Raw genomic sequence first — 21,551 nt, 5'->3', positions numbered from 1 at the left:
GCACCACCTCCGGGGATAAGCCTACCAGCGCACGCACTGTGAAGGAACGACAAACATTGCGTTTATCGCCCGCACAGAATATGTCGGAGTAAATAGGGAGATTCCAATGACCGAATTCCGTTCCGTGGCCGCCGCGACCGGCGAACCGCAAGGCGAGCCTTTCGCCGTCCATGGCCCCGCCGATGTCGCGGCTGCCTGCGCCGCCGCCGAAGCCGCGTTCGACACGTACCGCGCCACCAGCCGCGAGGATCGCGCCGCGTTCCTCGAACGAATCGCGGACGAGATCATGGCCATCGGCGATTCGCTGATCGACGCCTACCTGTCCGAAAGCGGCCTGCCGCGCATGCGCGCCGAAGGCGAGCGCGGCCGTACCTGCGGCCAGCTTCGCATGTTCGCCGATGTCGTGCGCAAGGGCCAGTGGCAGCAGCTTCGCATCGACCCGGCCCTGCCCGAGCGCCAGCCGCTTCCCCGCCCCGATCTGCGCCTGCGCATGATCCCGGTCGGCCCCGTCGCGGTGTTCGGCGCCTCGAACTTCCCGCTCGCGTTCTCGACCGCGGGCGGCGACACCGCCTCGGCGCTGGCCGCGGGTTGCCCGGTCGTCGTCAAGGGCCACCCGGCCCACCCGATCACCGGTTCGCTGATTGCCCAGGCGATCAGCACGGCGGTCGCCGCATGCGGCCTGCCCGAAGGCGTGTTCCAGCACCTCGTCGGCCCGTCCAACGATCTCGGCGCCGCGCTGGTGCAGGATCCGCGCATCATGGCGGTGGGCTTCACCGGCTCGCGCGCTGGCGGCCTCGCACTTGCCAGGCTGGCGCAGGCCCGCGAAGTGCCGATCCCGGTCTATGCCGAAATGTCGAGCATCAACCCCGTGCTGCTGCTGCCCGAAGCGCTCAAGGCGCGCGGCGAAGCGCTGGGCGCCGCTTTCGTCGGCTCGCTGACCATGGGCGCGGGCCAGTTCTGCACCAATCCGGGTCTGGTCCTCGCCATCGAGGGCGAAGGGCTCGATGCCTTCGTCGCTGCCGCCACCGGCGCGGTGAGCGAAGCCAAGCCGCAGACCATGCTGACCACCGGCATCGCCGCTGCCTATGCCAAGGGCGTGGAAGCGCTGTCGGGCACGGCAGGCGTCGAGACGCTGGCCAAGGGCGAGGAAGGCAACCGCACCTGCGGCGGCGCTATCCTGTTCCAGACCACCGCCGCAAAGTTCCTCGCCGACAAGGCGATTGGCGATGAAGTCTTCGGTTCGGCCTCGGTCATCGTGCGCTGCAAGGACGAAGCCGAACTCAAGGCCGTGCTCGAAGGGCTCGAAGGCCAGCTCACCGCCACGCTGCACATGGACGAGGCCGACGAAGCCGCCGCCTCGCGCCTGCTGCCGGTGCTGGAGCGCAAGGTGGGCCGCATTCTCGCCAACGGCTGGCCGACCGGCGTCGAAGTGTGCCACGCGATGGTGCACGGCGGCCCGTTCCCCGCCACCTCGGACCCGCGCACCACGTCGGTGGGCAGCATGGCGATCGACCGCTTCCTGCGTCCGGTCAGCTACCAGAACCTCGCCCAGCCGGTGCTGCCGCCCGAGCTGCGCGACGATGCCTATGGCGACGGTGCGCCGCGCCTGATCGACGGCACGCTCACGCTGTCCTGATCCGGCCTGACCTGACCCTTTAGACACACGCATTCCCGCGGCGCGCACTTCATAAACGGCGCGCCGCGGCCCCCGGGAGAGACCCATGACTTACCTTCGCCTGCTCCAGCACCGCGCGCCCGACGGCGTGCGCTCGGTCATCCTTGCAGAGGGTGACGCAGCCCATTTCCTCGGCGGCGTTGCCACGGTCCGCGAACTGGCGCTGCGCGCGATTGCCGCAGGCGAAACGCTGGCGCAGGCGGCCAAAGCCTGCCCGGCAGGCGCAGCGGTGGACATCGCGGCCGAATTCGCAGCGGGCCGCCTGCTCGCCCCGATCGACCACGAAGATCCCGCGCACCTGCTGATGACCGGCACTGGCCTTACCCACCTCGGCTCCGCCGAAGGCCGCAACAAGATGCACCAGGCCGCCGCATCGGGCGAACACCAGACCGATTCGATGCGCATGTTCCTCGAAGGCCTCGAAGGCGGCAAGCCCGCCGCCGGAGACGTGGGCCAGCAGCCCGAGTGGTTCTACAAGGGAGACGGCTCGCAGCTCGTCGGCCCGTCCGAGCCTTTCACCATGCCGTCCTTCGCACAGGACGGCGGCGAGGAGCCCGAAGTCGCCGGGATCTACATCATCGGCGAGGACGGCACCCCCTACCGCCTCGGCCTCGCCATCGCCAACGAGTTCAGCGATCACGTGACCGAGCGCCACAACTACCTGTGGCTGGCCCACTCCAAGCTGCGCCAGGCCGCGCTCGGCCCCGAACTGTTGCTCGGCACTCCGCCCGAAAGCATCGAGGGCACCAGCCGCATCCTGCGCGATGGCGAAGTGCTCTGGGAAAAGCCGTTCCTTTCGGGCGAGGCCAATATGTCGCACTCGCTCGGCAATCTGGAACACCACCACTTCAAGTACGACCTGTTCTGCCGCCCCGGCGACGTGCACGTGCACTTCTTCGGCACCGCCACGCTCTCATTCGCCGATGGTGTGACGACGCAGGAAGGCGACGTGTTCGAGATTTCGGCCGCGCCTTTCGCGCTGCCGGTCTCCAACCCGCTGGCCCGCGCCCAGGCGCGCCCGGTCGCGGTGAAGGCGCTCTGAGCCATGGACCCGATCCGCATCGCCGTCGTCGGCGTGGGCAAGATCGCCCGCGACCAGCACTTGCCCGCGATTGCCGGGACGCCCGCTTTCAGCCTGGCCGCCACGGTCAGCCCGCACGATCCCGGCCCGGAAGGCATCCCGCACCTCTCCAGCCTTGAAGAGCTGCTGGAAAAGGGCCCCGCGATCGACGCGGTGGCGCTCTGCACCCCGCCGCAGGTCCGCTATGCCCTGGCGGTTGAGGCGCTCAAGCGCGGCATCCACGTCTTTCTCGAAAAGCCCCCCGGCGCCACCCTGTCCGAAGTCGTCGCCCTGCGCGAACGGGCGGACAAGGTGGGCGTCACCCTCTTCGCCTCGTGGCATTCGCGGTTCGCGGCGGGCGTCGCCCCGGCACGCGCGTGGCTGTCCGAGCGCAAGGTGGAGAAAGTCTCGATCGTCTGGCGCGAGGACGTGCGCGTGTGGCACCCCGGCCAGGCCTGGATTTGGGAGCCGGGCGGCCTGGGCGTATTCGATCCGGGCATCAATGCCCTCTCGATCCTCACGCACATCCTGCCGCGCCCGGTGTTCCTGAAAAGCGCGACGCTGAGCCTGCCGGAAAACCGCGCCGCGCCGATCGCCGCCGATCTGGCGATGTGCGATACCGGCGGGGCCGATATCCACATGGACCTCGACTGGCGCCAGACCGGCCCGCAGAGCTGGGACATCATCGTCGAGACCGACGCGGGCACGCTCAAGCTCTCGCAGGGCGGCGCCGTGCTGACGACGCCCGCCGGGACCGAGCATAACGAGGATCTGGAATATCCCGGCCTCTACTCGCGTTTCGCCAACCTCATCCGGGGCGGGCGCAGCGATGTCGACATGGACCCGTTCCGCCTCGTTGCCGACGCGTTCCTGCGCGGCCGCCGCGAAACCGTTGAAGCCTTTCACGACTGATCTTCCGGGAGGGGAGAGACAATGATCAAGACCTTGCGACACGCTGCCATGGCCGCCCTGCTGGGCGCCACGGCGCTGGCCGGCGCCAGCGCGCAGGCCAATACCAACGACGAACCGGTGACGGCCGAAATCCACGCCGACAAGCCCGGCCCTGTCTACGACAAGCGCATCTTCACCCAGTTTGCCGAGCACCTCGGCAACGGGATCTACGGCGGCCTGTGGGTCGGCAAGAACAGCAAGATTCCCAACACCAACGGCTTCCGCAACGATGTGGTTTCCGCGCTGCGCGAGCTTTCGGTGCCGGTGATCCGCTGGCCCGGCGGCTGCTTTGCCGACGAATACCACTGGCGCGAGGGCATCGGCCCGCAGAACAAGCGCCCGGTGAAGGTCAACACCCACTGGGGCGGCGTGACCGAACCCAACACCGTGGGCACGCACGAATACTTCGAACTGCTGCGCCAGGTCGGCGCCGAAGCCTATATCTCGGGCAATGTCGGCGACGGTTCCCCGCGCGAGATGGCCGAATGGGTCGAATACATGACCGCGCCCGCCGGTACGCTGGCGGACGAGCGCGCCAAGAACGGCCACAAGAAACCGTGGAAAGTCCCCTATTTCGGCATCGGCAACGAGCTGTGGGGCTGCGGCGGCAACATGCGGCCCGAATACGCGGCCGACGTCACGCGCCGCTATGCCACGTTCGTGAAGGCCCCGGCAGGCACGCACATCCTGAAAGTCGCCAGCGGCGCCAATGTCGACGACTACAACTGGACCGAGACCATGATGAAGGTCGCCGCGCCAGTGCTCGACGGGCTTTCGCTCCATTACTACACGCTGCCCGATGGCGGCTGGCCGCCCAAGGCCGATCCCATCCACTTCGACGAGACCGGCTGGGCCGATGCGCTCCACCAGACCTGGCGCATGGACGAGCTGATCACCAAGCACAGCGCGATCATGGACAAGTATGATCCGAAGAAGCGCGTGTTCCTCGCCGTTGACGAATGGGGTGCCTGGTATGCCCAGGATCCCGGCACGCATCCCGGCTTCCTGCGCCAGCAGAACACGCTGCGCGATGCAATGATCGCCGCGATCAACCTCGACATCTTCGCCAAGCATGCCGACCGCGTGAAGATGACCGCGATCGCCCAGATGGTGAACGTGCTGCAGGCGATGATCCTGACCGACGGCAGCAAGATGGTGCTGACGCCGACCTACTACGTCTTCGACATGTACAAGCCCTGGCAGGATGCCACGGTGCTGCCGATCGACATCGACACGCCGATCTATGTCAAAGGCAAGTACACGGTTCCGGCCGTCAGCGGCTCGGCCGTGAAGGGCAAGGACGGCAAGATCCACATCGGCCTGTCCAATGCCGATCCCGAACAGGCGAACACGGTGACCGTAAGCCTCGACGGCGTTGCGGCCAGCGGCGTGACCGGCCGCATCCTGACGGCCCCGGCGATCACCTCGCACAACACCTTCGCCAACCCGGACGCGGTCAAGCCCGCCGCGTTCTCCGGCGCGCAGGTGAAGGACGGCAAGCTGACCGTCACCCTGCCCGCCAAGTCGGTCGTGGTGCTCGAACTGCAATGAGCGAAGCGTTCGTCCTCGGCGATTGGGGCACCAGCCGTCTCCGGCTGTACCGCATGAGCGGCGGGGCCATGGCGGGGCGCCTCAACGGGCCGGGGACGAGCGCGCTCGAAACCCCGGCGGACAGCGTGCTGGCCGAGCGGCTCGACCTGTGGCTGACCGAAGGCCCGATCGCGGACGTGACGCTGTGCGGCATGGCGGGCGCGCCCGGGGCTTTGGTGGAAGCGGGCTATGCCGCCTGCCCCGCCGATGCCGCCACATGGTTCGCCTCCTGCACGCGCACCTGCGTTTCCGGCGTGCCGGTCGCGGTCATGCCCGGGCTGAGCTGCCGCACCGGCGGCGGCGTGCCCGAAGTGATGCGCGGCGAGGAAACGCAAGTCTTCGGCGCCCTTTCGCTGCATCCCGAATTGAACGAGGGCGAACATCTCATCGCCCTGCCCGGCACCCATTCGAAATGGGTCCGGCTGGTGGACGGCACGGTGGAAAGCTTCACCACCCACCCCACGGGAGAATTCTTCGCCCTTCTGGCGGGGCAATCGACGCTGACCGGCCCCGACACGCCCGGTGACGGCACCTTCGATAGCGGCTTCACGCGTGGGCTGGAACGCACCGAAAATCCCCTGACCGCCGCTCTCTTCGAAGCACGGGCAGCCCGTATGCTCGATGGCCGCTCCAAGGACTGGTCCCGCGGTTATCTTTCCGGTCTGCTGATCGGCAGCGAAACCGCATCGCAGGCGGCGTGTGACACAGTGGGCGGCACCCAGGTCACGCTGATCGGCGATCCGGCCCTTTCCGCGCTGTACGGCCGCGCACTGTCCGCCCAGGGCTGCAACGTTAGCCTGCTCGACGGCGATACCGCCGTCGTTGCGGGCCTTAATCTGGCAAGAGGCAAAATCGCATGATCATCGAAGAGGCTCTAGCCGCAGGCGCACCGCCGATCGTTGCGATCCTGCGCGACATCCGCACCGAGGAAAGCGCCGCAATCGCGGAGGCTCTGGTCGAGGCGGGCATCCGCCTGATCGAAGTGCCGTTCAACTCGCCCGATCCGGCCGGGTCGATCAAGGCCATGGCAGAGGCCGTGGGCGACCGTGCGGCCGTCGGCGGCGGCACCGTGATCAGTTCCGCGCTGGCCGGAGCGCTGGCGCAGGCAGGCGGCACGTTCATGGTCTCGCCCAATGTCGATCTCGCGGTCCTCTCCCACGCGCAGGAACTCGGGCTCGACGTGCTGCCCGGCTTCCTGACACCAACCGAGGCCTTTGCCGCCATTGGCGCGGGCGCACGCGATCTGAAGCTGTTCCCGGGATCGGTGCTGGGCAGCGCCTATATCAAGGCGATCCGCGAAGTTCTGCCGCCGCAAGTGCGCGTCTGGGCGGTCGGCGGCGTGGGCGCGGCCAATCTGGCCGAATACCGCGCGGCCGGGGCCTTCGGGATCGGTGTGGGCGGCAGCCTCTACAAACCCGGCCACGACGCGGAAACCGTGGCCGCCAAGGCGCGCGAACTGATCGCCGCCTGGAACGCAGCGCAGGCATGACGGTGCGCGGCCTGCTCCTCGGCGCGGTTCTCGCGGTCACAGCTCTTGGCACGGGCCTCGGCGGCGCCGTGATCGCGCAGGCGGACGGCACGCAGACCGCCACGCTCAATTCGCGGCTTTCGGGCGATCTCACCGTTCACGATCCGGTGATTACCCGCGAAGGCGATACCTATTACGTCTTCAGCACCATCGGCCGCTACGTCGGCATCAAGACCTCGCAGGACTTGCAGCACTGGACCGATAGCGGCTCGGTCTTCGCCGAAATCCCCGCCTGGGCAAAGAAGGCCATTCCCGGCACCCATGGCATCTGGGCGCCGGACATCTCATACGTGAACGGCGAATACCGGCTTTACTATTCGGTCTCCACTTTCGGCTCGAACCGTTCGGCGATCGGCCTTGCCACCAATGCCACGCTCGATCCCAAGGCCAGGAACTACCGCTGGAAGGATCACGGCCTTGTCGTCATGTCCACCAAGGACAGCGATTTCAACGCCATCGATCCCAACCTGATCGTCGATGCGCAAGGCCGCCAGTGGCTCGCGCTCGGCAGTTTCTGGAGCGGGATCAAGCTGTTCCGCCTCGATCCGCAAACCGGCAAGCCCGCACCGGGCGCCGAACCCTATTCCATCGCCCGCCGCCTGGTGCCCGCCGGAGCGCCCGATCCGATCGAGGCGCCGTTCATCTTCCGGCACGATGGCTGGTATTACCTGCTCACCTCGTTCGATTACTGCTGCAAGGGCGTGAACAGCACCTATTACACGGTCGTTTCCCGCTCGCGTAAGATCACCGGGCCCTATCGCGGCAAGGACGGCAGCGAGGCCATGATGGGCGGCGGCACGATCTTCCTGCGCGCCGACCTGCAGGAACAGCAACGCTTTCGCGGCCCTGGCCACGCCGGGGTCTTCACCGACACCGATGGCACCACCTACGTCGTCTATCACGCTTACGACAAGCAGGCGGACGGTGCGCCCAAGCTGCGCATCGCGCCGATCCGCTGGGGCGCGGACGGATGGCCCGTGGCCGAATACTGATCCCACCTGATGGCACCCCGGTCCCCCCCGGGCCGGGGTGTCCTTTTTTCCAAGGGCCGGAACCAAACCGGCCGCACCAACGCCGCCTTCGGAGAGGACATCATGCACTTCACACTTTCGCGACGCGCTTTTGCTGCCGGGGCCGCCATGCTGCCGATGGCCTGCACGCAGGCGGGCAAGACCGCGCTGACCGGCACGCCCGCCGCCGCCAGCTCTTCCGATGGCATCGTCAATCCGCTGGTGAAGCACCGCGCCGACGCGCAAGTCTTCCGCCACGAGGACGGTTTCTACTACATGACCGGATCGGTGCCCGAGTACGACCGGCTGGTCCTGCGCCGTTCGCGCACGCTGGCCGGGCTCACGGATGCCGAGGAGCGGGTGCTGTGGCGCCATCAGGCCAGCGGGCCGATGTCCGGCTTCATCTGGGCGCCGGAACTGCACCTGATCGACGGGCGCTGGGTCATGTACTTCGCCGCGGGCCCGAGCGGCGGCGGCGAGGACGTGTTCCGCATCCGCACGTATGCCGTCGTGTGCGACGGGCCCGATCCGATGCGCGGCAACTGGTCCGTGCTCGGCGAGTTCCAGGCACCGTGGGACAGCTTCAATCTCGATTCCACCGTCTTCATGCACCGGGGCACCCGCTATTTCGCCTGGGCCCAGCGCGAACCGGGGATCGAGACCAATTCGAACCTCTATATCGCTCCCATGGCCTCGGCGCTGACGCTGTCGGCCCCGCCCGCGCGGCTCACCGTGCCGACACTCGACTGGGAAGTGCGCGGCTTCAAGGTGAACGAGGCCCCCGCCGTGCTGGAAAAGAACGGCAAGCTGTTCATCACTTATTCGGCCAGCGCCACCGACGCGCGCTATTGCCTCGGCCTGCTCACCGCCGATGCCGACGCCAATATCATGGACCCGCGCGTGTGGACGAAGTCGCCCAAACCGGTGTTCACGTCCTGCCCGGAAACCTCGGTCTACGGCCCCGGCCACAACAGCTTCACCGTGGACGAGGAAGGCCGCGACATGCTGGTCTATCACGGCCGCGACTATGAGCAGATCGAGGGCGATCCGCTGTTCAACCCGGACCGCCACACCCGCGTGCAGCGCCTCTATTTCGATGCCCAGGGCAATCCCGATTTCGGCGTGCCGGTGGGCAACGGCCCCCTGCCCGAACGTTTCGAGGCGGCCGGACGGCCCGGCACCTGGCTGGCGCACGAAGGAACGCAGACCAAAGCAGGACAGGCCCCGCTGCCGCAAACGCAGTTCCGCTCGCTGCCTGCCGAAGGCGGAGCCGTGCGCCTCTCCCCCATCCTTCTGCGCAGCCAGTGTCTGACTGCGGCGGCGGATGGCACGATCGGCATCGGCAGTATCGACGGGGCATCGGCGGCAAGCCTGTTCCGGCGCATCCCGGGACCGGTGCAAGGCAGCGTCCGCTTCGAATCGCTCGCCCGCCCCGGCCAGGCGATCGCCGCGGAAGGCGCTGCGCTCAGGCTCGCCGCTGCAGGTGCCTCCACGACACTCTGGAAGGCTTCCTAACTCCCGATAAACTCAGACAAAGACGGATGTGCAGAACGGCAGGACAAGGCAAGTTTCTATTGTATACTATAGACTAAAATCCCCGGTGGATTTTTTTCTTGCCTTAAATAACTCCGACAAATAACAGGACTCGCAAGGTTCAACGAGGCATGGAAGAAGCCAGCCTCAATGGGAGGGTTGATTATGGCGTTCAAGCCAACTGCATTCTGCACAGCATCCGTTCTCGCACTCACCCTGGCAGGCGCAGCCCATGCCCAGGACGCCGATAACAGCGGCAATTCCGACACGGACGTTCAGGAAATCATCGTCACCGGCGTGCGCGCATCGATCGTCGGCGCCCTTAACGTCCGTAAGAATTCGACGCAGATCGTCGACTCGATCGTGGCCGAGGACGTGGGCAAATTGCCGGACAACAACGTGGTCGAAGCGCTCCAGCGCGTGACCGGTGTGCAGGTGACGGACCGCGGTGGCGGCGAGGCGGGCACAGTCACCATTCGCGGTCTGTCCGACCCGCTGACCACGCTCAACGGCCGCAACATCTTCACTGCCGCCGGGCACTCCTTTGCGCTGCAGGATATCTCTGCCAACCTCGTCAAGCAGGTCGACATCTACAAGACCCGCGCCGCCGACCAGATCGAGACCGGCCTTGCCGGCCAGATCGACGTCAAGACCCGCCGCCCGTTCGATTTCGACGGCTTCACGGTCTCGGGCCTGGCGCGCGGCATCTACAACGAGCAGGCGGACACCTATAACCCCAACTTCGCCCTGCTCGTCAGCGACCGCTGGGAAACCGGCATCGGCGACATCGGCCTGCTCGCCAACGTCAGCTGGACCAAGAGCAAGTACCGCAACATGTCGACCACGGCGGGTGCTTTGGTTCCGTTTGCCACCGAAAATCCGCCCGCAGGCTCCGGCCTTGGACGGCTTGAGCGCATCTTCCCGGGTCCCAACAACGAGAACTGGCAGCCAGGTCTCGATGCAGGCCTGCCGACCGCGGAGGGCTCGACGCTGAACATCAACGGCGTCGATACCCCCTATTACCTCTCGCGCGACGCCGTGTTTTCATCGGACCTCTATGGCCAGCGTGAACGCCCCTCGGCCAACATCGCGCTGCAGTGGGCGCCGAACTCCAGTTCGGTCTACTCCGCCGAAGTCTTCTATTCGGGGTTCCGCGGCCACACGTTCAACTCGCTGCAGTTCAGCTTCGTCGACTGGTGGGGCAACCCGGGGCCAGTGGAACTTTACGACGGCACCAACATCGTCAAATCGCGTACCGTTGACGACGTCTATGGCTTCAACAGCGGCGACTATTCGACCAACCGCACCGACAGCTATGTCTATGCTCTGAACGGGCAATGGGATCTGGGCGATCGCGGCAAGATCATGGGCGATGTCGCCTACCAGACGAGCACCAACAAGACCTCGTTCATCGCCATGCGCACCGAGCGCGTTGCGGATCAGATCACGGCGGACTTCAACGCCGGCAGCGGCATTCCGTCGTACCACTTCGCCGACGATTCGCTGCTGACCGACCCGAGTGTGTGGAACGTTGCCCAGCTCTATGACAATGCCAACAAGAACAAGGGCAGCGCCGTCACGCTCACCCTCGATGGCTACTACACCTGGGACGAAGGCTTCATCCGCCGCATCAAGGCCGGTCTTCGCTACGACGACCGCAAGGCTTCGAGCTTCACCCGCACGCAGGACGCAGGCGTGCTCGGCGTCCCGCTCGATACGCTCCCCGATGGCGCCACGTTCACCAATTCGGGCTTCCTGAAGGGCGTTGCCGACGTTCCGCGCAGCTGGGTGCTCGCCAACGGCAGCTGGCTGCATGACAATGCGGATACGGTCCGCGCGCTTTACAACGCCGACCCCAGGTACAACCTGCAGCTTTCCGACGCGCTGGCGCTCGACAAGACCTTCGGCATCGATGAAACCACCATGTCGGCCTACATCATGGCCGATGGCGAAGTGTCGATCTTCGGCCGTCCGCTGCAGCTCGAAGGCGGCGTGCGTTACGTCTCGGTGACGACGGACTCCAATTTCTTCGACCGCTACAACAACGGCGCGCTGACGCGTTCGGGCAGCCAGTCGGAGAAGTTCCTGCCGAGCTTCACCGCACGCTACGAAATCACGCCGAACCTGCGTCTGCGCTTCAACTACGGCGAGACCCTGCGCCGTCCGAGCTTCGGCGACATCAATCCGAACTACTCGCTGACCGGGGACCTCACCCACGTCGGGTACGGCAGCGGTTCGGCGGGCACGGCGGACCTCAAGCCCACGCACTCGAAGAACTACGACCTTGCCATCGAATGGTACTTCGAGCGCAACAGCGCGATCTACGTGACCGGCTTCCGCCGCGAGATCGAAGGGCTGGTGGTGCCGCTGACGGTGATGGAGACCATCCCGAACAACGGCATTTCGGAAGGGACGCCCGACTATACCGAGCGTTTCGCTATCACGCGCCCGGTCAATGCTTCGAACGGCGTGCTGAAGGGCGTGGAAATCGGCCTGACCTACTACCCGAACTATCTGCCGGGCGTGCTCAACGGCCTCGGCTTCCAGGGCAGCGCCACCATTCTGGACTCGAAGCAGAACATCCCGATGACGGATTCGGCCGGCAACATCACCGGCGAGATGACATCGCCGTTCTTCTCGGTTTCGAAGTTCTCGTACAACGCGACGCTCGCCTATGACCGGGGGCCGTTCAACGCGCGCGTCTCCTACGTCTGGCGCAAGGGCTTCCTGCACAACAACGAGGCGCGCCTATTCGCCAACCCGATCGGCGTCTGGTTCCGTCCGGAAGACAGTCTCGACGTGCAGCTTACCTGGAACGTCACCGATCGCATCGGCCTGACGTTCGACGGCACCAACCTCACCGAGACGAAGCAGCAGAACTACTACAAGTTCGGCGATGCGGGTAACTCCCAGCAGTTCAATCTGGGCACCCTTCAGCTGGCGCGCACGTTCGCGGTCGGCGCCCGCTTCAAGTTCGACTGACCAAAATCCGGCCGGAGCGCCACTGCCATTCGCGCGCTCTGGCCGGTACAAAGCGGCCGTTTCCCGGGATTCTCTCCCAACACTGCCCGGGAAGCGGCCGCTTTTCCATTTCTCCCGCAGGGGCAATCAGGAGACAGGACACCATGCGCGCAACCGTTCGTTCATTGCTCGCCAGCGCGGCGCTTTTCGCCACGGCCGCCAGTCCATCGGTCTCCGCTCCGGCGGGCTCCCATACCCCCCAGCCCGCAGCCGCTGGCGACCGGCTGGACCATGCCGCCATTGCGCGAGCACGTTTCGGCAATGACGCGCCCTGGTACGAACACCGCATTCCCTACTTCGAAAGCGCCGATGCGAAGATCGATGCGGTCTATTACTACCGCTGGTCGATCTTCCGTGCGCACCAGCGCGATCTGGGCAAGCTCGGCTATATCACCACCGAATTCGCGGACGATGTGGACTGGCAGCGCCATCCCTATGCCAGCCTCAACGATGCCAGCGGCTTTCACATCGCCGAAGGGCGCTGGCTGAACGACCGCCGCTTCACCGGCGATTACATCAATTTCATGTACGAAGGCGGCAACGACCGCCACTTCACCGATCACATGGCCGATTCGGTCTGGGGCCGCTATCTGGTGGACGGAGACCGCGCCGCGGTGACGCGCCATCTGCCGGTGATGCGCCACATCTACGGCCTGTGGGACGACCACTACGATTTCACCAAGGGCCTCTATTTCATCGAGCCGCTGCTCGATGCGACCGAGTACACCGTCTCCTCGATCGATGCCTCGGGCGGCAAGGACGGCTTTACCGGCGGCGATTCCTTCCGCCCCTCGATCAACAGCTACATGTTCGCCAATGCCCGCGCGATTTCGCATATTGCGCGGCTTGCCGGGGACGAAGCACTCGCCGACACGTTCGCAAAGCGCGCCGAAGGCCTGCGCAAGCGCGTTCTGGCGGACTTGTGGAACCCCAAGCTCGATCATTTCACCGACCGCTACAAGGCCGACAACGAATATGTGAAATACTGGGAGCCGGTCCGGGCGCGCGAACTCGTGGGCTACCTGCCCTGGATGTTCGATCTGGTGCCTGACGATCCGCGCTATGCCAGCGCCTGGGCGCATCTGCTCGATCCGGCATCGCTCGCGGGCCAGGCCGGGATGCGCACGGTGGAAAAGAGCTACCAGTACTACATGCGCCAGTACCGCTATCTCGGCACGGCGCGCGAATGCCAGTGGAACGGCCCGGTCTGGCCTTACCAGACGACGCAAGTGCTCACCGCGATGGCCAATCTGCTGGACCACTACGGCAATACCGGCCCGGTCACGCGCAGCGCCTATATGCGCCTGCTGCGCCAGTACACCGCGCTGCACTATCAGGGCAGCCGGCTGGATCTGGAGGAAGACTACGATCCGGCCACCGGCAAGCCGATCGTCGGGCTGGACCGCAGCCACCACTATTTCCACTCGGGCTATATCGATCTGATCCTGACCGGCCTCGTCGGCATCCGCCCGCGCGCGGACGATGTGCTGGAAATCGATCCGCTGCTTCCCGCCGCGGGCGATCCGCAGGCGCTGGCCTGGTTCCGCGCCGAGGACGTGCCCTATCACGGCCACAGGATCGCCGTGACATGGGATGCCGATGGATCGCACTATGGGCGCGGCAAGGGCCTCTCCATCGAGGTCGACGGCAAGGAAGTGGCCCGGCGCGCCACGCTGGGCCGCCTCACCACACCGGTCACGCGCGCGCCCAACCGCCCCATCGCGCGCGAAATCGACGAGGCGATGCAGCTTGTGCGCGGCCAGTTCCCCAAGGCCGATGCCTCCAGCAACCGCGACCCGGAAAGCCTGCACGATGCGATAGACGGGCGCGTGTGGTTCTATCCGGAACTGCCGAACGGCTGGACTTCCGCTGCCTCGGACGATCCGCAATGGTATGAAGTGAACTTCGGCAAGCCGGTCAGCCTCGATGCCACCGAACTGGCCTTCTTCGATGACGGCAAGGCCATTTCCGCGCCCTCATCCGTTGCCGTGGAAACCTGGATGGACAAGCGCTGGCAGCCGCTGGCGCGCGGGATTCCGGTGGCAAACGGCGTGACCCGGCTCTCATGGCCGAAGCAGTCCGTATCCCGCCTGAGAGTGCGCATGCAGCCCGTGCAAGGCCGCGCGATCCGGCTGGTCGAACTCAAGGCCATGCGCCCCGGCCAGTAAGTCCGCGCGCGCGTTCTCTCGCGCAGCGACATGAAAGCGTCTTCGATATGACAGGAAACTGTCCCTGAACTGACCACTGGCGGTCAGAAAACAGGACCACACGGCCCCAAACCAAATCTCAATCAGGGGGTCATCCATGCGTATCAAGACCGTTCGCCGTGCCTGCATTCTCGGCACATGCCTTGCCGCGATCACCGTAGCCGCACCGGCCATGGCCGATGAGGCGGCAGATACCGCAAGCGCGGACGCCGCAAGCGGTGAGGCCATCGTCGTCACCGGCACCCGCGCCACCTACAACAACTCGGCGCTGAGCGAGGAACTGATCGCGGACAAGCCGCCGGTCTCCTCCGTGCTCGACCTGGCCGCCACGCTGCCCGGCGTGCAGGTGCAGGAAGGCGACGCCTTCGGCTTCGACGACTGGTCGACCTCGGTCTCGATCCGCGGTTTCCAGACCGATCTCAACCAGCAGCAGGTCGGCATGACCATCGACGGCATGCCCAACGGCGGATCGAATTACGGCGGCGGCTCCAAGGCCAACCGCTATGTCGATACCGCCAATATCCGCACCATCGAAGTCTCGCAGGGCACGTCCGACATCGGCTCGCTGTCGAACGAGGCGCTGGGCGGCACGCTCAACTTCGTGATCTCCGACCCGCTCGACGAGATGCGCGTGCGCCTCTCCGGCTCCGTCGGCGATTTCAAGGCGAGCCGCTACTATGGCCGCTTCGACACCGGCCTGTTCCTGAACGGCGCGGCCAAGGCCTGGGTCTCCTATTCGCACCAGGAAGCGACCGACTGGATGGAAGGCTCGGCGCAGAACCACCGCGACAACTTCGCGGGCAAGTTCATCATCGACACCCCGGTGAAGCTGACCGGTTATGTCAGCTATGACGATGCCCACGAAAACAACTACGACCAGATGTACACCCCGGCCCAATATGCCGCGAGCCCCCATGCCGACAACCTGACCGGCGTGTGGACGGGCGTGCCCGGGCTGGACCAGAACTACCGCCGGGTCTGGGGGACGCTGCGCAAGAACTTCTTCGCCTATCTCAAGGCCGAAACGACGATCGGCAATGCGATCGATCTCAAGGCCGCGGGCTACTATCACGACATGGCCGGGCGCGGCGACTGGGCCCCGCCCTATATCATCGACACTGTCAACGACGGCACGAACACGGAAAGCGAGCTTTCGGGCAGCAGCAATTCCCAAGGCGTGCAGGCCTGGTGGCCGCGCGACACGGACGGCACTGTCATCATCCCGCGCTACTATTTCACCGATGCCGGCGGCCATCAGCTCACCCCGGATGCAACCTGCGGCGTCTACAATCCCGCCTGCTATCCGGCCGGCGCGATCGGCGCGCAATCCTACCGCCACACCCACTACCGCAAGGACCGCACCGGCGGCACGCTCGACGCCGCGTGGAACGCCGATCTCGGGGGGCTGCACAACACCCTGCGCGGCGGCGTCTGGTATGAAGACACCCATCGTCAGGAATGGCGCGACTGGCACAACGTGACCGACACCACCGTCGGCCCGGCCTACGATTCGACGCCTTACTGGACCCAGTACAGCCGCAAGTACCCGCAGGACACGTTCAAGTGGTATGCGCAGGATACGGTCGAATTCGGCCCGGTCACGGCCAACATCGGCGCCAAGCAGTTCATCAACCACGTCGACCGCGTCGACCTGTTCGGCCAGACGCCCGATACGAAGTTCAAATCGACCTCCGACGTGCTGCTTTCGGGCGGCATCCAGATCGAGCCGATGGCCGGGCTCAATGTGTTCGGCGGCTATGCCGAGAACTTCAAGGCGCTGACCGACGCGGTGCTGGAATTCGGCAATGCCGACCTGTCGCAGCTCGATCCGGAAACCTCGGAGAACTGGGAAGCGGGCCTGCGCTACCAGAACGGCTGGTTCAACGCTTCGGCGACCTGGTTCAAGGCCAAGTTCTCCAACCAGGTGCTCTTCGTCCCGAACAGCTCCTCCAGCGGCATCGACTATCTCGGCGAAGGCGACGGCAAGTTCTTCAACGCGGGCGGCATCGATTCCGAAGGCATCGAACTGCTCGCCAATGTGCGTCCGGCGCGCGGTCTGAACCTCTACGCCGCCTATACCTACATCAATGCCAAGTACCGGGGGATCAAGGATCTTGTCGCCGGAACCGAGGATGACAAGGACACCATCGATTCCCTAAACGCGATCGCGGGCAACCGCGTTGCCGGCATTCCGCGCAACATGCTCGTGCTCTCGGCCAACTACCAGTACGGCCCGGTCTCGCTGGGCGTGACCAGCAAGTTCACCGACGACCGCTACGTCAATCCGGACAACAGTTGGAAGGCGGACAGCTACATCCTCACCGATCTCAACGTCAGCGTGAAGGGCGAGGCGCTCAGCAAGTCGCTCAAGGCGATGGAATTCGCCCTCACCATCAACAACCTGACCGACGAGGACTATCTGGGCGGCATTTCAGGCGGATACGCTTGGATCGGCACGCCGCGCACGATGGTGTTCTCGGCGACCGCCGACTTCTGACCGGCAAACCACGAACGCTCGCAAGAGCGTGCCCGGCAAAGGCGGGGCGGTGTTCAGACACCGGCCCGCCTTTTTCTTTTTGCCTGAGGAATTCCGGCCTGCGCGGCGTCTCTATGACGGGCTCTGTATGACAGGGCCGTCACCGAAGTGACAACGCCGTGTAACCGCGCGCGCCTAGGTGCGCCTTCAAGTTTCGCAAAAGGGGGCGATATGACGAAACTTACGAAATCGCCGCGCGGGCGGAGGGGCCGCCGCGCGTGGTGGATGGGCGCATGCCTGGCATGGATAGCGGGTACGCCGGTTCTGGCGGCAGACCCGGCGCCGGTGATCCACCGCATCGAAGCGCCGGAGGCCCGGCAGGGCGTCGCGTCGGACGGCACTTATGTCTACGCGATCGACAATGCCACGATTGCCAAGTACCGCATCACCGACGGCAAGCGCGTGGCGCAATGGCATGGCGACCCGGCGCTCTATCCGCATATCAACAGCTGCACCCTGGCCGAACAGCAGCTCGTCTGCGCGGCTTCCAACCACCCGGGCGTGCCGCAGCTCAGCACTATCGAGTTCTTCGATCCGGCCACGCTGAAGCATGTCCGCTCGGTCAGCCTGGGCATGGCGCCCGGCTCGCTGACCGTCGTCGACCGGCATGACGGGCACTGGTGGGCGGTCTTCGCCAATTACGATGGTAACGGCGGCGAACCCGCGCGCGATCACCGCTACACCCTGTTCGCCCGGCTCGACGAGCAATTCCGCATCGACCGGGGCTGGGCCTTCCCCCCTGCCGTACTGGACCTATTCAAGCCCAAAAGCGCTTCGGGCGCGAGCTGGGGGCCCGGCGGACATCTCTACGCCAGCGGGCATGACCGCCCCGAAGTCTACGTGCTCGATCTGCCCGAGGCGGGATCGGTTCTGGCCCTGAAAGCCACCATCCCCCTCACCACACACGGACAGGCTATAGACTTCGATCCGCGCGATCCCACGCTGCTGTGGTCGATAGACCGCCCGTCGCGAACCGTCGTCGCCAGCCGGATCGGTGCGCAGCCATGATCCGGCAGCGGTTTATCCGGTTACGCTTCACCCAGCTGCGTTACCTGATCGGCGCCGTCGCGCTGGTGGGCGGCGCCTCGTTTGCCGATCCGCTGCCCGCGCCGGATATCGCGCTGATGCACGCGGCCGATCCAAACGAGACCCCGGCCGCCTGCCGCGTCGGCGACTTGTCGGTGATGACCTACAATGTCGCGGGCCTGCCCTGGCCGCTGGCCAAGAAACCCGCGCAAGCACTGCATGCCATCGGCGAGCGGCTGGCGCTAATGCGCGCGCGGGGCTGCGCCCCGGCCGTTGCCGTGCTGCAGGAGGCCTTCTCCCGCAACGCCAAAGCCATCGCCGCGCGCGCAGGCTATCCTTATGTAGTCGAGGGCCCTTACCTGCGCACCGGCACCGCCCCCAAGGGTGTGAAGCGGAACTGGATGCTGGGCGAGACCGCCGGGACACCGGTCGACAGCGGGCTGATGGTGCTATCCGAGTTGCCGGTGCTGGATGTGAAGCGAGCCGCCTTCCCCGAAGGCGCCTGCGCCGGACTGGACTGCCTCGCCGCCAAGGGCGTGGTGCTGGTGACGGTGCAGCTCGGCAACGGGCGCAAGGTCATGGTGGCAGACACCCATTTCAACAGCAAGGGCGCCTCCCGCGCGCCGGCCAGCGAAACGTTCGCGGCCTACCGGCGGCAGACCGAATTCCTCGCAAGCTTCATTGCCGCCAACCGCCAGCCCGGCGTGCCAGTGGTAATCGCCGGGGATTTCAACCGCGGCCAGCGCCCCAACCGCACCGCCGCGCTCGACGCGGCGATCGGCAGGCTGGGCGGAGAACCGGAAGCAGACGCCCTGCGCCGCTGGCTCACCAAAGATGCCGCCGCGCCGCTCGCCCGGTCGGCAGACGCCGAAACGATCGTCCACCGCGCCCGCGACATGCAGTTCACGCTTGATGGAACCGGCGATGGAGCAGGCCCCACGCTCGTTCCGGCCGGGGCGGACATTCCCTTCGGCACCGAACCCGGCGGCGCGATGCTCTCCGACCACATCGGCTACACGATCCGCTACCGCTATTCGGCGAGCTGAACGCCCCTGTCACGGCAAAAACCAAAAGAAACGGCCCCCGAAGTTTCCTCCGGAGGCCGTTCTTGTCCCGTAACCCGCAGCCTTACTGGCAGGCGAGGCACTCGTCGTAGTCGGTCGTCTCGCCGATCTCGAACTTGGGGGCCTCGGAGGTGTTGTCCGCCTCCACGCCGCCCGTGCCCGCGAAGCCCGCGCGCTGCACCGACTTGGAGCGCAGGTAGTAGAGCGACTTGATGCCCTTCTCCCAGGCCTGGAAGTGCAGCATCATCAGGTCCCACTTATCGACATCGGCGGGGATGAACAGGTTCAGCGACTGCGCCTGATCGATGTAGGGCGTGCGGTCGGCGGCGAATTCGAGCAGCCAGCGCTGGTCGATCTCGAAGCTGGTCTTGTACACGGCCTTTTCCTCCGGCGAGAGGAAATCGAGATGCTGGACCGAACCGCCGTTTTCGAGAATCGTGTTCCACACATTGGTGGAATCCTTCGACTTCGAGGCCAGCAGCTTCTGCAGGTAAGGGTTCTTCACCACGAACGAGCCGGACAGCGTCTTGTGCGTATAGATATTGGCCGGGATCGGCTCGATGCAGGCGCTGGTGCCGCCGCAGATGATCGAGATCGATGCGGTCGGCGCGATCGCCATCTTGCAGCTGAAACGCTCCATCGCGCCCTGATCGGCGGCATCCGGGCAAGGCCCGCGCTCGTTCGCCAGCAGCATCGAGGCCTCGTTGGCCTTCTGGTTGATGTACTGGAACATCTGCAGGTTCAGCGCCTTGGCCATCGCGCTTTCGAAAGCGATGCCCTTCTTCTGCAGATAGGAGTGATAGCCCATCACGCCCATGCCGACCGAGCGCTCGCGCATGGCCGAATACTTGGCGCGGGCCATCTCGTCCGGCGCGCGGTCGATATAGTCCTGCAGCACGTTGTCGAGGAAGCGCAGCACGTCCTCGATGAAGCGCTTCTCGCCCTTCCACTCTTCCCAGGTTTCGAGGTTGAGCGAGGAGAGGCAGCACACCGCCGTGCGGTCGTTGCCGAGGTGATCACGGCCCGTCGGAAGCGTGATTTCCGAGCACAGGTTCGAAGTCGAAACCTTGAGGCCGAGATCGCGGTGATGCTTGGGCATCATGCGGTTCACAGTGTCGGAGAAGACGATGTAGGGCTCGCCCGTCTGCAGGCGGATCTCCACCAGTTTCTGGAACAGCGAACGCGCATCGACCTTGCTGCGCACGGACCCGTCACGCGGGCTCTTCAATTCGAACTCGGCGCCGTCGCGCACAGCTTCCATGAACTCATCGGTCAGCAGCACGCCGTGGTGCAAGTTGAGCGCCTTGCGGTTGAAGTCGCCCGACGGCTTGCGGATTTCAAGGAACTCCTCGATCTCCGGGTGCGAGACGTCGATGTAGCAGGCGGCCGAACCTCGGCGCAGCGAACCCTGCGAGATCGCCAGCGTCAGGCTGTCCATCACGCGCACGAAAGGAATGATACCGCTGGTCTTGCCGTTGAGGCCCACCGGCTCGCCGATACCGCGCACCGCGCCCCAGTAGGTGCCGATGCCGCCGCCGCGCGAGGCGAGCCAGACATTCTCGTTCCAGGTGGCGACGATGCCTTCGAGGCTGTCGTCCACCGAATTGAGATAGCACGAGATCGGCAGCCCGCGCCCGGTGCCGCCGTTCGACAGCACCGGCGTTGCGGGCATGAACCACAGCTTCGAGATGTAGTCGTAGAGCCGCTGGGCATGCTCCTGATCGTCGGCATAGGCATCGGCGACGCGCGCGAAGATGTCCTGATACTTCTCGCCGGGCAGCAGGTAGCGGTCGTCCAGCGTTTCCTTGCCGAAATCGGTCAGGAGCGCGTTGCGGCTGTCATCGGTGACGATGGTAAAGCGGCGGTCATGGATCGCCTTGGAATCGTGCGGCTTGGTCTTCTTCGGCTCTTCCACCAGCAGGTCTGCCGTGGCCGTGTCGGTCTTGTCCATGACGATTGCCGGGCTCTTGCCCGTCTCCTTTTCCTTGGTGGCGGCCTTCGCGGATGCGGGCGCGGGGGTTTCAGTCTCGCTCATCGCGGCCTGATTTTCATCGCCGTGTTCCTGATCGTAATTGTGATCGTAACTGGCCACATGACCTTCGTTTCCGTTTCTGAAATCCACTTGCGCCCCCAGCATCCACTGCCGTCAAAACCTGTCATCAAACCGCCTCACGGCGCGTTCACAGCTAAAGGCAGCGGCCGGGCAGTGCCGGTGCGAGTCGGCGGGCAGAAGCCGCCCGTCTGGCACCCATAGCACATAAAGAGAACAAAAGTCCCTGCCTGACCCCTGCCGCGCCGCCATCCCGGCCTTGTTCCGCCTCCCCGGGAAGCGTCTTTCCGGACCGTTACC

General features: G+C 65.5%; 14 protein-coding genes. 13 read left to right on the top strand and 1 reads right to left on the bottom strand.

The window, feature by feature from the left end; translation table 11 throughout:
* Positions 1-106: 106 nt before the first annotated feature.
* From MTR66_RS10265 to MTR66_RS10205, 13 genes are all read left to right on the top strand, one after another.
* Entirely contained in the window at positions 107-1,636 is a 1,530-nt protein-coding gene (locus tag MTR66_RS10265; RefSeq protein WP_243920583.1) for an aldehyde dehydrogenase (NADP(+)), read from the top strand.
* 85 nt (positions 1,637-1,721) lie between these two features.
* Entirely contained in the window at positions 1,722-2,717 is a 996-nt protein-coding gene (araD1, locus tag MTR66_RS10260; RefSeq protein ID WP_243920581.1) for an AraD1 family protein, read from the top strand.
* 3 nt (positions 2,718-2,720) lie between these two features.
* Complete coding sequence (locus MTR66_RS10255) at positions 2,721-3,647, top strand: Gfo/Idh/MocA family protein (RefSeq protein ID WP_243920579.1); 927 nt, start codon at positions 2,721-2,723, stop codon at positions 3,645-3,647.
* Between the two features lie 21 nt (positions 3,648-3,668).
* Complete coding sequence (locus MTR66_RS10250; RefSeq protein ID WP_243920577.1) at positions 3,669-5,237, top strand: alpha-N-arabinofuranosidase; 1,569 nt, start codon at positions 3,669-3,671, stop codon at positions 5,235-5,237.
* Positions 5,234-6,136: a 2-dehydro-3-deoxygalactonokinase gene (locus MTR66_RS10245; protein WP_243920575.1), complete on the top strand. Its 903-nt coding sequence runs from the start codon at positions 5,234-5,236 to the stop codon at positions 6,134-6,136. The genes MTR66_RS10250 and MTR66_RS10245 overlap by 4 nt, the downstream gene beginning before the upstream one ends.
* Entirely contained in the window at positions 6,133-6,765 is a 633-nt protein-coding gene (locus MTR66_RS10240) for a 2-dehydro-3-deoxy-6-phosphogalactonate aldolase (protein ID WP_243920574.1), read from the top strand. Before MTR66_RS10245 ends, MTR66_RS10240 begins: the two co-directional genes overlap by 4 nt.
* Positions 6,762-7,796: an arabinan endo-1,5-alpha-L-arabinosidase gene (locus MTR66_RS10235; RefSeq protein WP_243920572.1), complete on the top strand. Its 1,035-nt coding sequence runs from the start codon at positions 6,762-6,764 to the stop codon at positions 7,794-7,796. Before MTR66_RS10240 ends, MTR66_RS10235 begins: the two co-directional genes overlap by 4 nt.
* 102 nt (positions 7,797-7,898) lie before the next feature.
* Positions 7,899-9,329: a glycoside hydrolase family 43 protein gene (locus MTR66_RS10230; RefSeq protein ID WP_243920570.1), complete on the top strand. Its 1,431-nt coding sequence runs from the start codon at positions 7,899-7,901 to the stop codon at positions 9,327-9,329.
* 183 nt (positions 9,330-9,512) lie between these two features.
* The gene (locus MTR66_RS10225; RefSeq protein ID WP_243920568.1) at positions 9,513-12,329 is read left to right on the top strand and encodes a TonB-dependent receptor; all 2,817 of its coding nucleotides are present in this window, start codon (positions 9,513-9,515) and stop codon (positions 12,327-12,329) included.
* 143 nt (positions 12,330-12,472) lie between these two features.
* Positions 12,473-14,536, top strand: coding sequence for an MGH1-like glycoside hydrolase domain-containing protein (locus MTR66_RS10220; protein ID WP_243920566.1), 2,064 nt, complete (start codon positions 12,473-12,475; stop codon positions 14,534-14,536).
* Between the two features lie 136 nt (positions 14,537-14,672).
* Positions 14,673-17,072 carry a TonB-dependent receptor domain-containing protein gene (locus tag MTR66_RS10215; RefSeq protein ID WP_243920564.1) on the top strand — a complete coding sequence of 800 codons (2,400 nt, stop codon included), beginning with the start codon at positions 14,673-14,675 and terminating at the stop codon, positions 17,070-17,072.
* A gap of 210 nt (positions 17,073-17,282) precedes the next feature.
* On the top strand, positions 17,283-18,119 hold the full coding sequence (locus tag MTR66_RS10210; RefSeq protein ID WP_327194495.1) for a hypothetical protein: 837 nt from the start codon (positions 17,283-17,285) through the stop codon (positions 18,117-18,119).
* The gene (locus tag MTR66_RS10205; protein ID WP_243920562.1) at positions 18,116-19,183 is read left to right on the top strand and encodes an endonuclease/exonuclease/phosphatase family protein; all 1,068 of its coding nucleotides are present in this window, start codon (positions 18,116-18,118) and stop codon (positions 19,181-19,183) included. Before MTR66_RS10210 ends, MTR66_RS10205 begins: the two co-directional genes overlap by 4 nt.
* Positions 19,184-19,265: 82 nt before the next feature.
* Here MTR66_RS10205 and MTR66_RS10200 read toward each other — a convergent pair whose 3' ends face one another.
* Positions 19,266-21,236: a ribonucleoside-diphosphate reductase subunit alpha gene (locus MTR66_RS10200; protein WP_243920715.1), complete on the bottom strand. Its 1,971-nt coding sequence runs from the start codon at positions 21,234-21,236 to the stop codon at positions 19,266-19,268.
* Positions 21,237-21,551 lie beyond the last annotated feature (315 nt).

Origin of the sequence: Novosphingobium beihaiense, assembly GCF_022832375.1 — a bacterium.
Classification (GTDB): Bacteria; Pseudomonadota; Alphaproteobacteria; order Sphingomonadales; family Sphingomonadaceae; genus Novosphingobium; species Novosphingobium beihaiensis.
The sequence above is the reverse complement of the archived record's forward strand: the minus strand, read 5'-3'. Positions and strand labels throughout refer to the sequence as shown.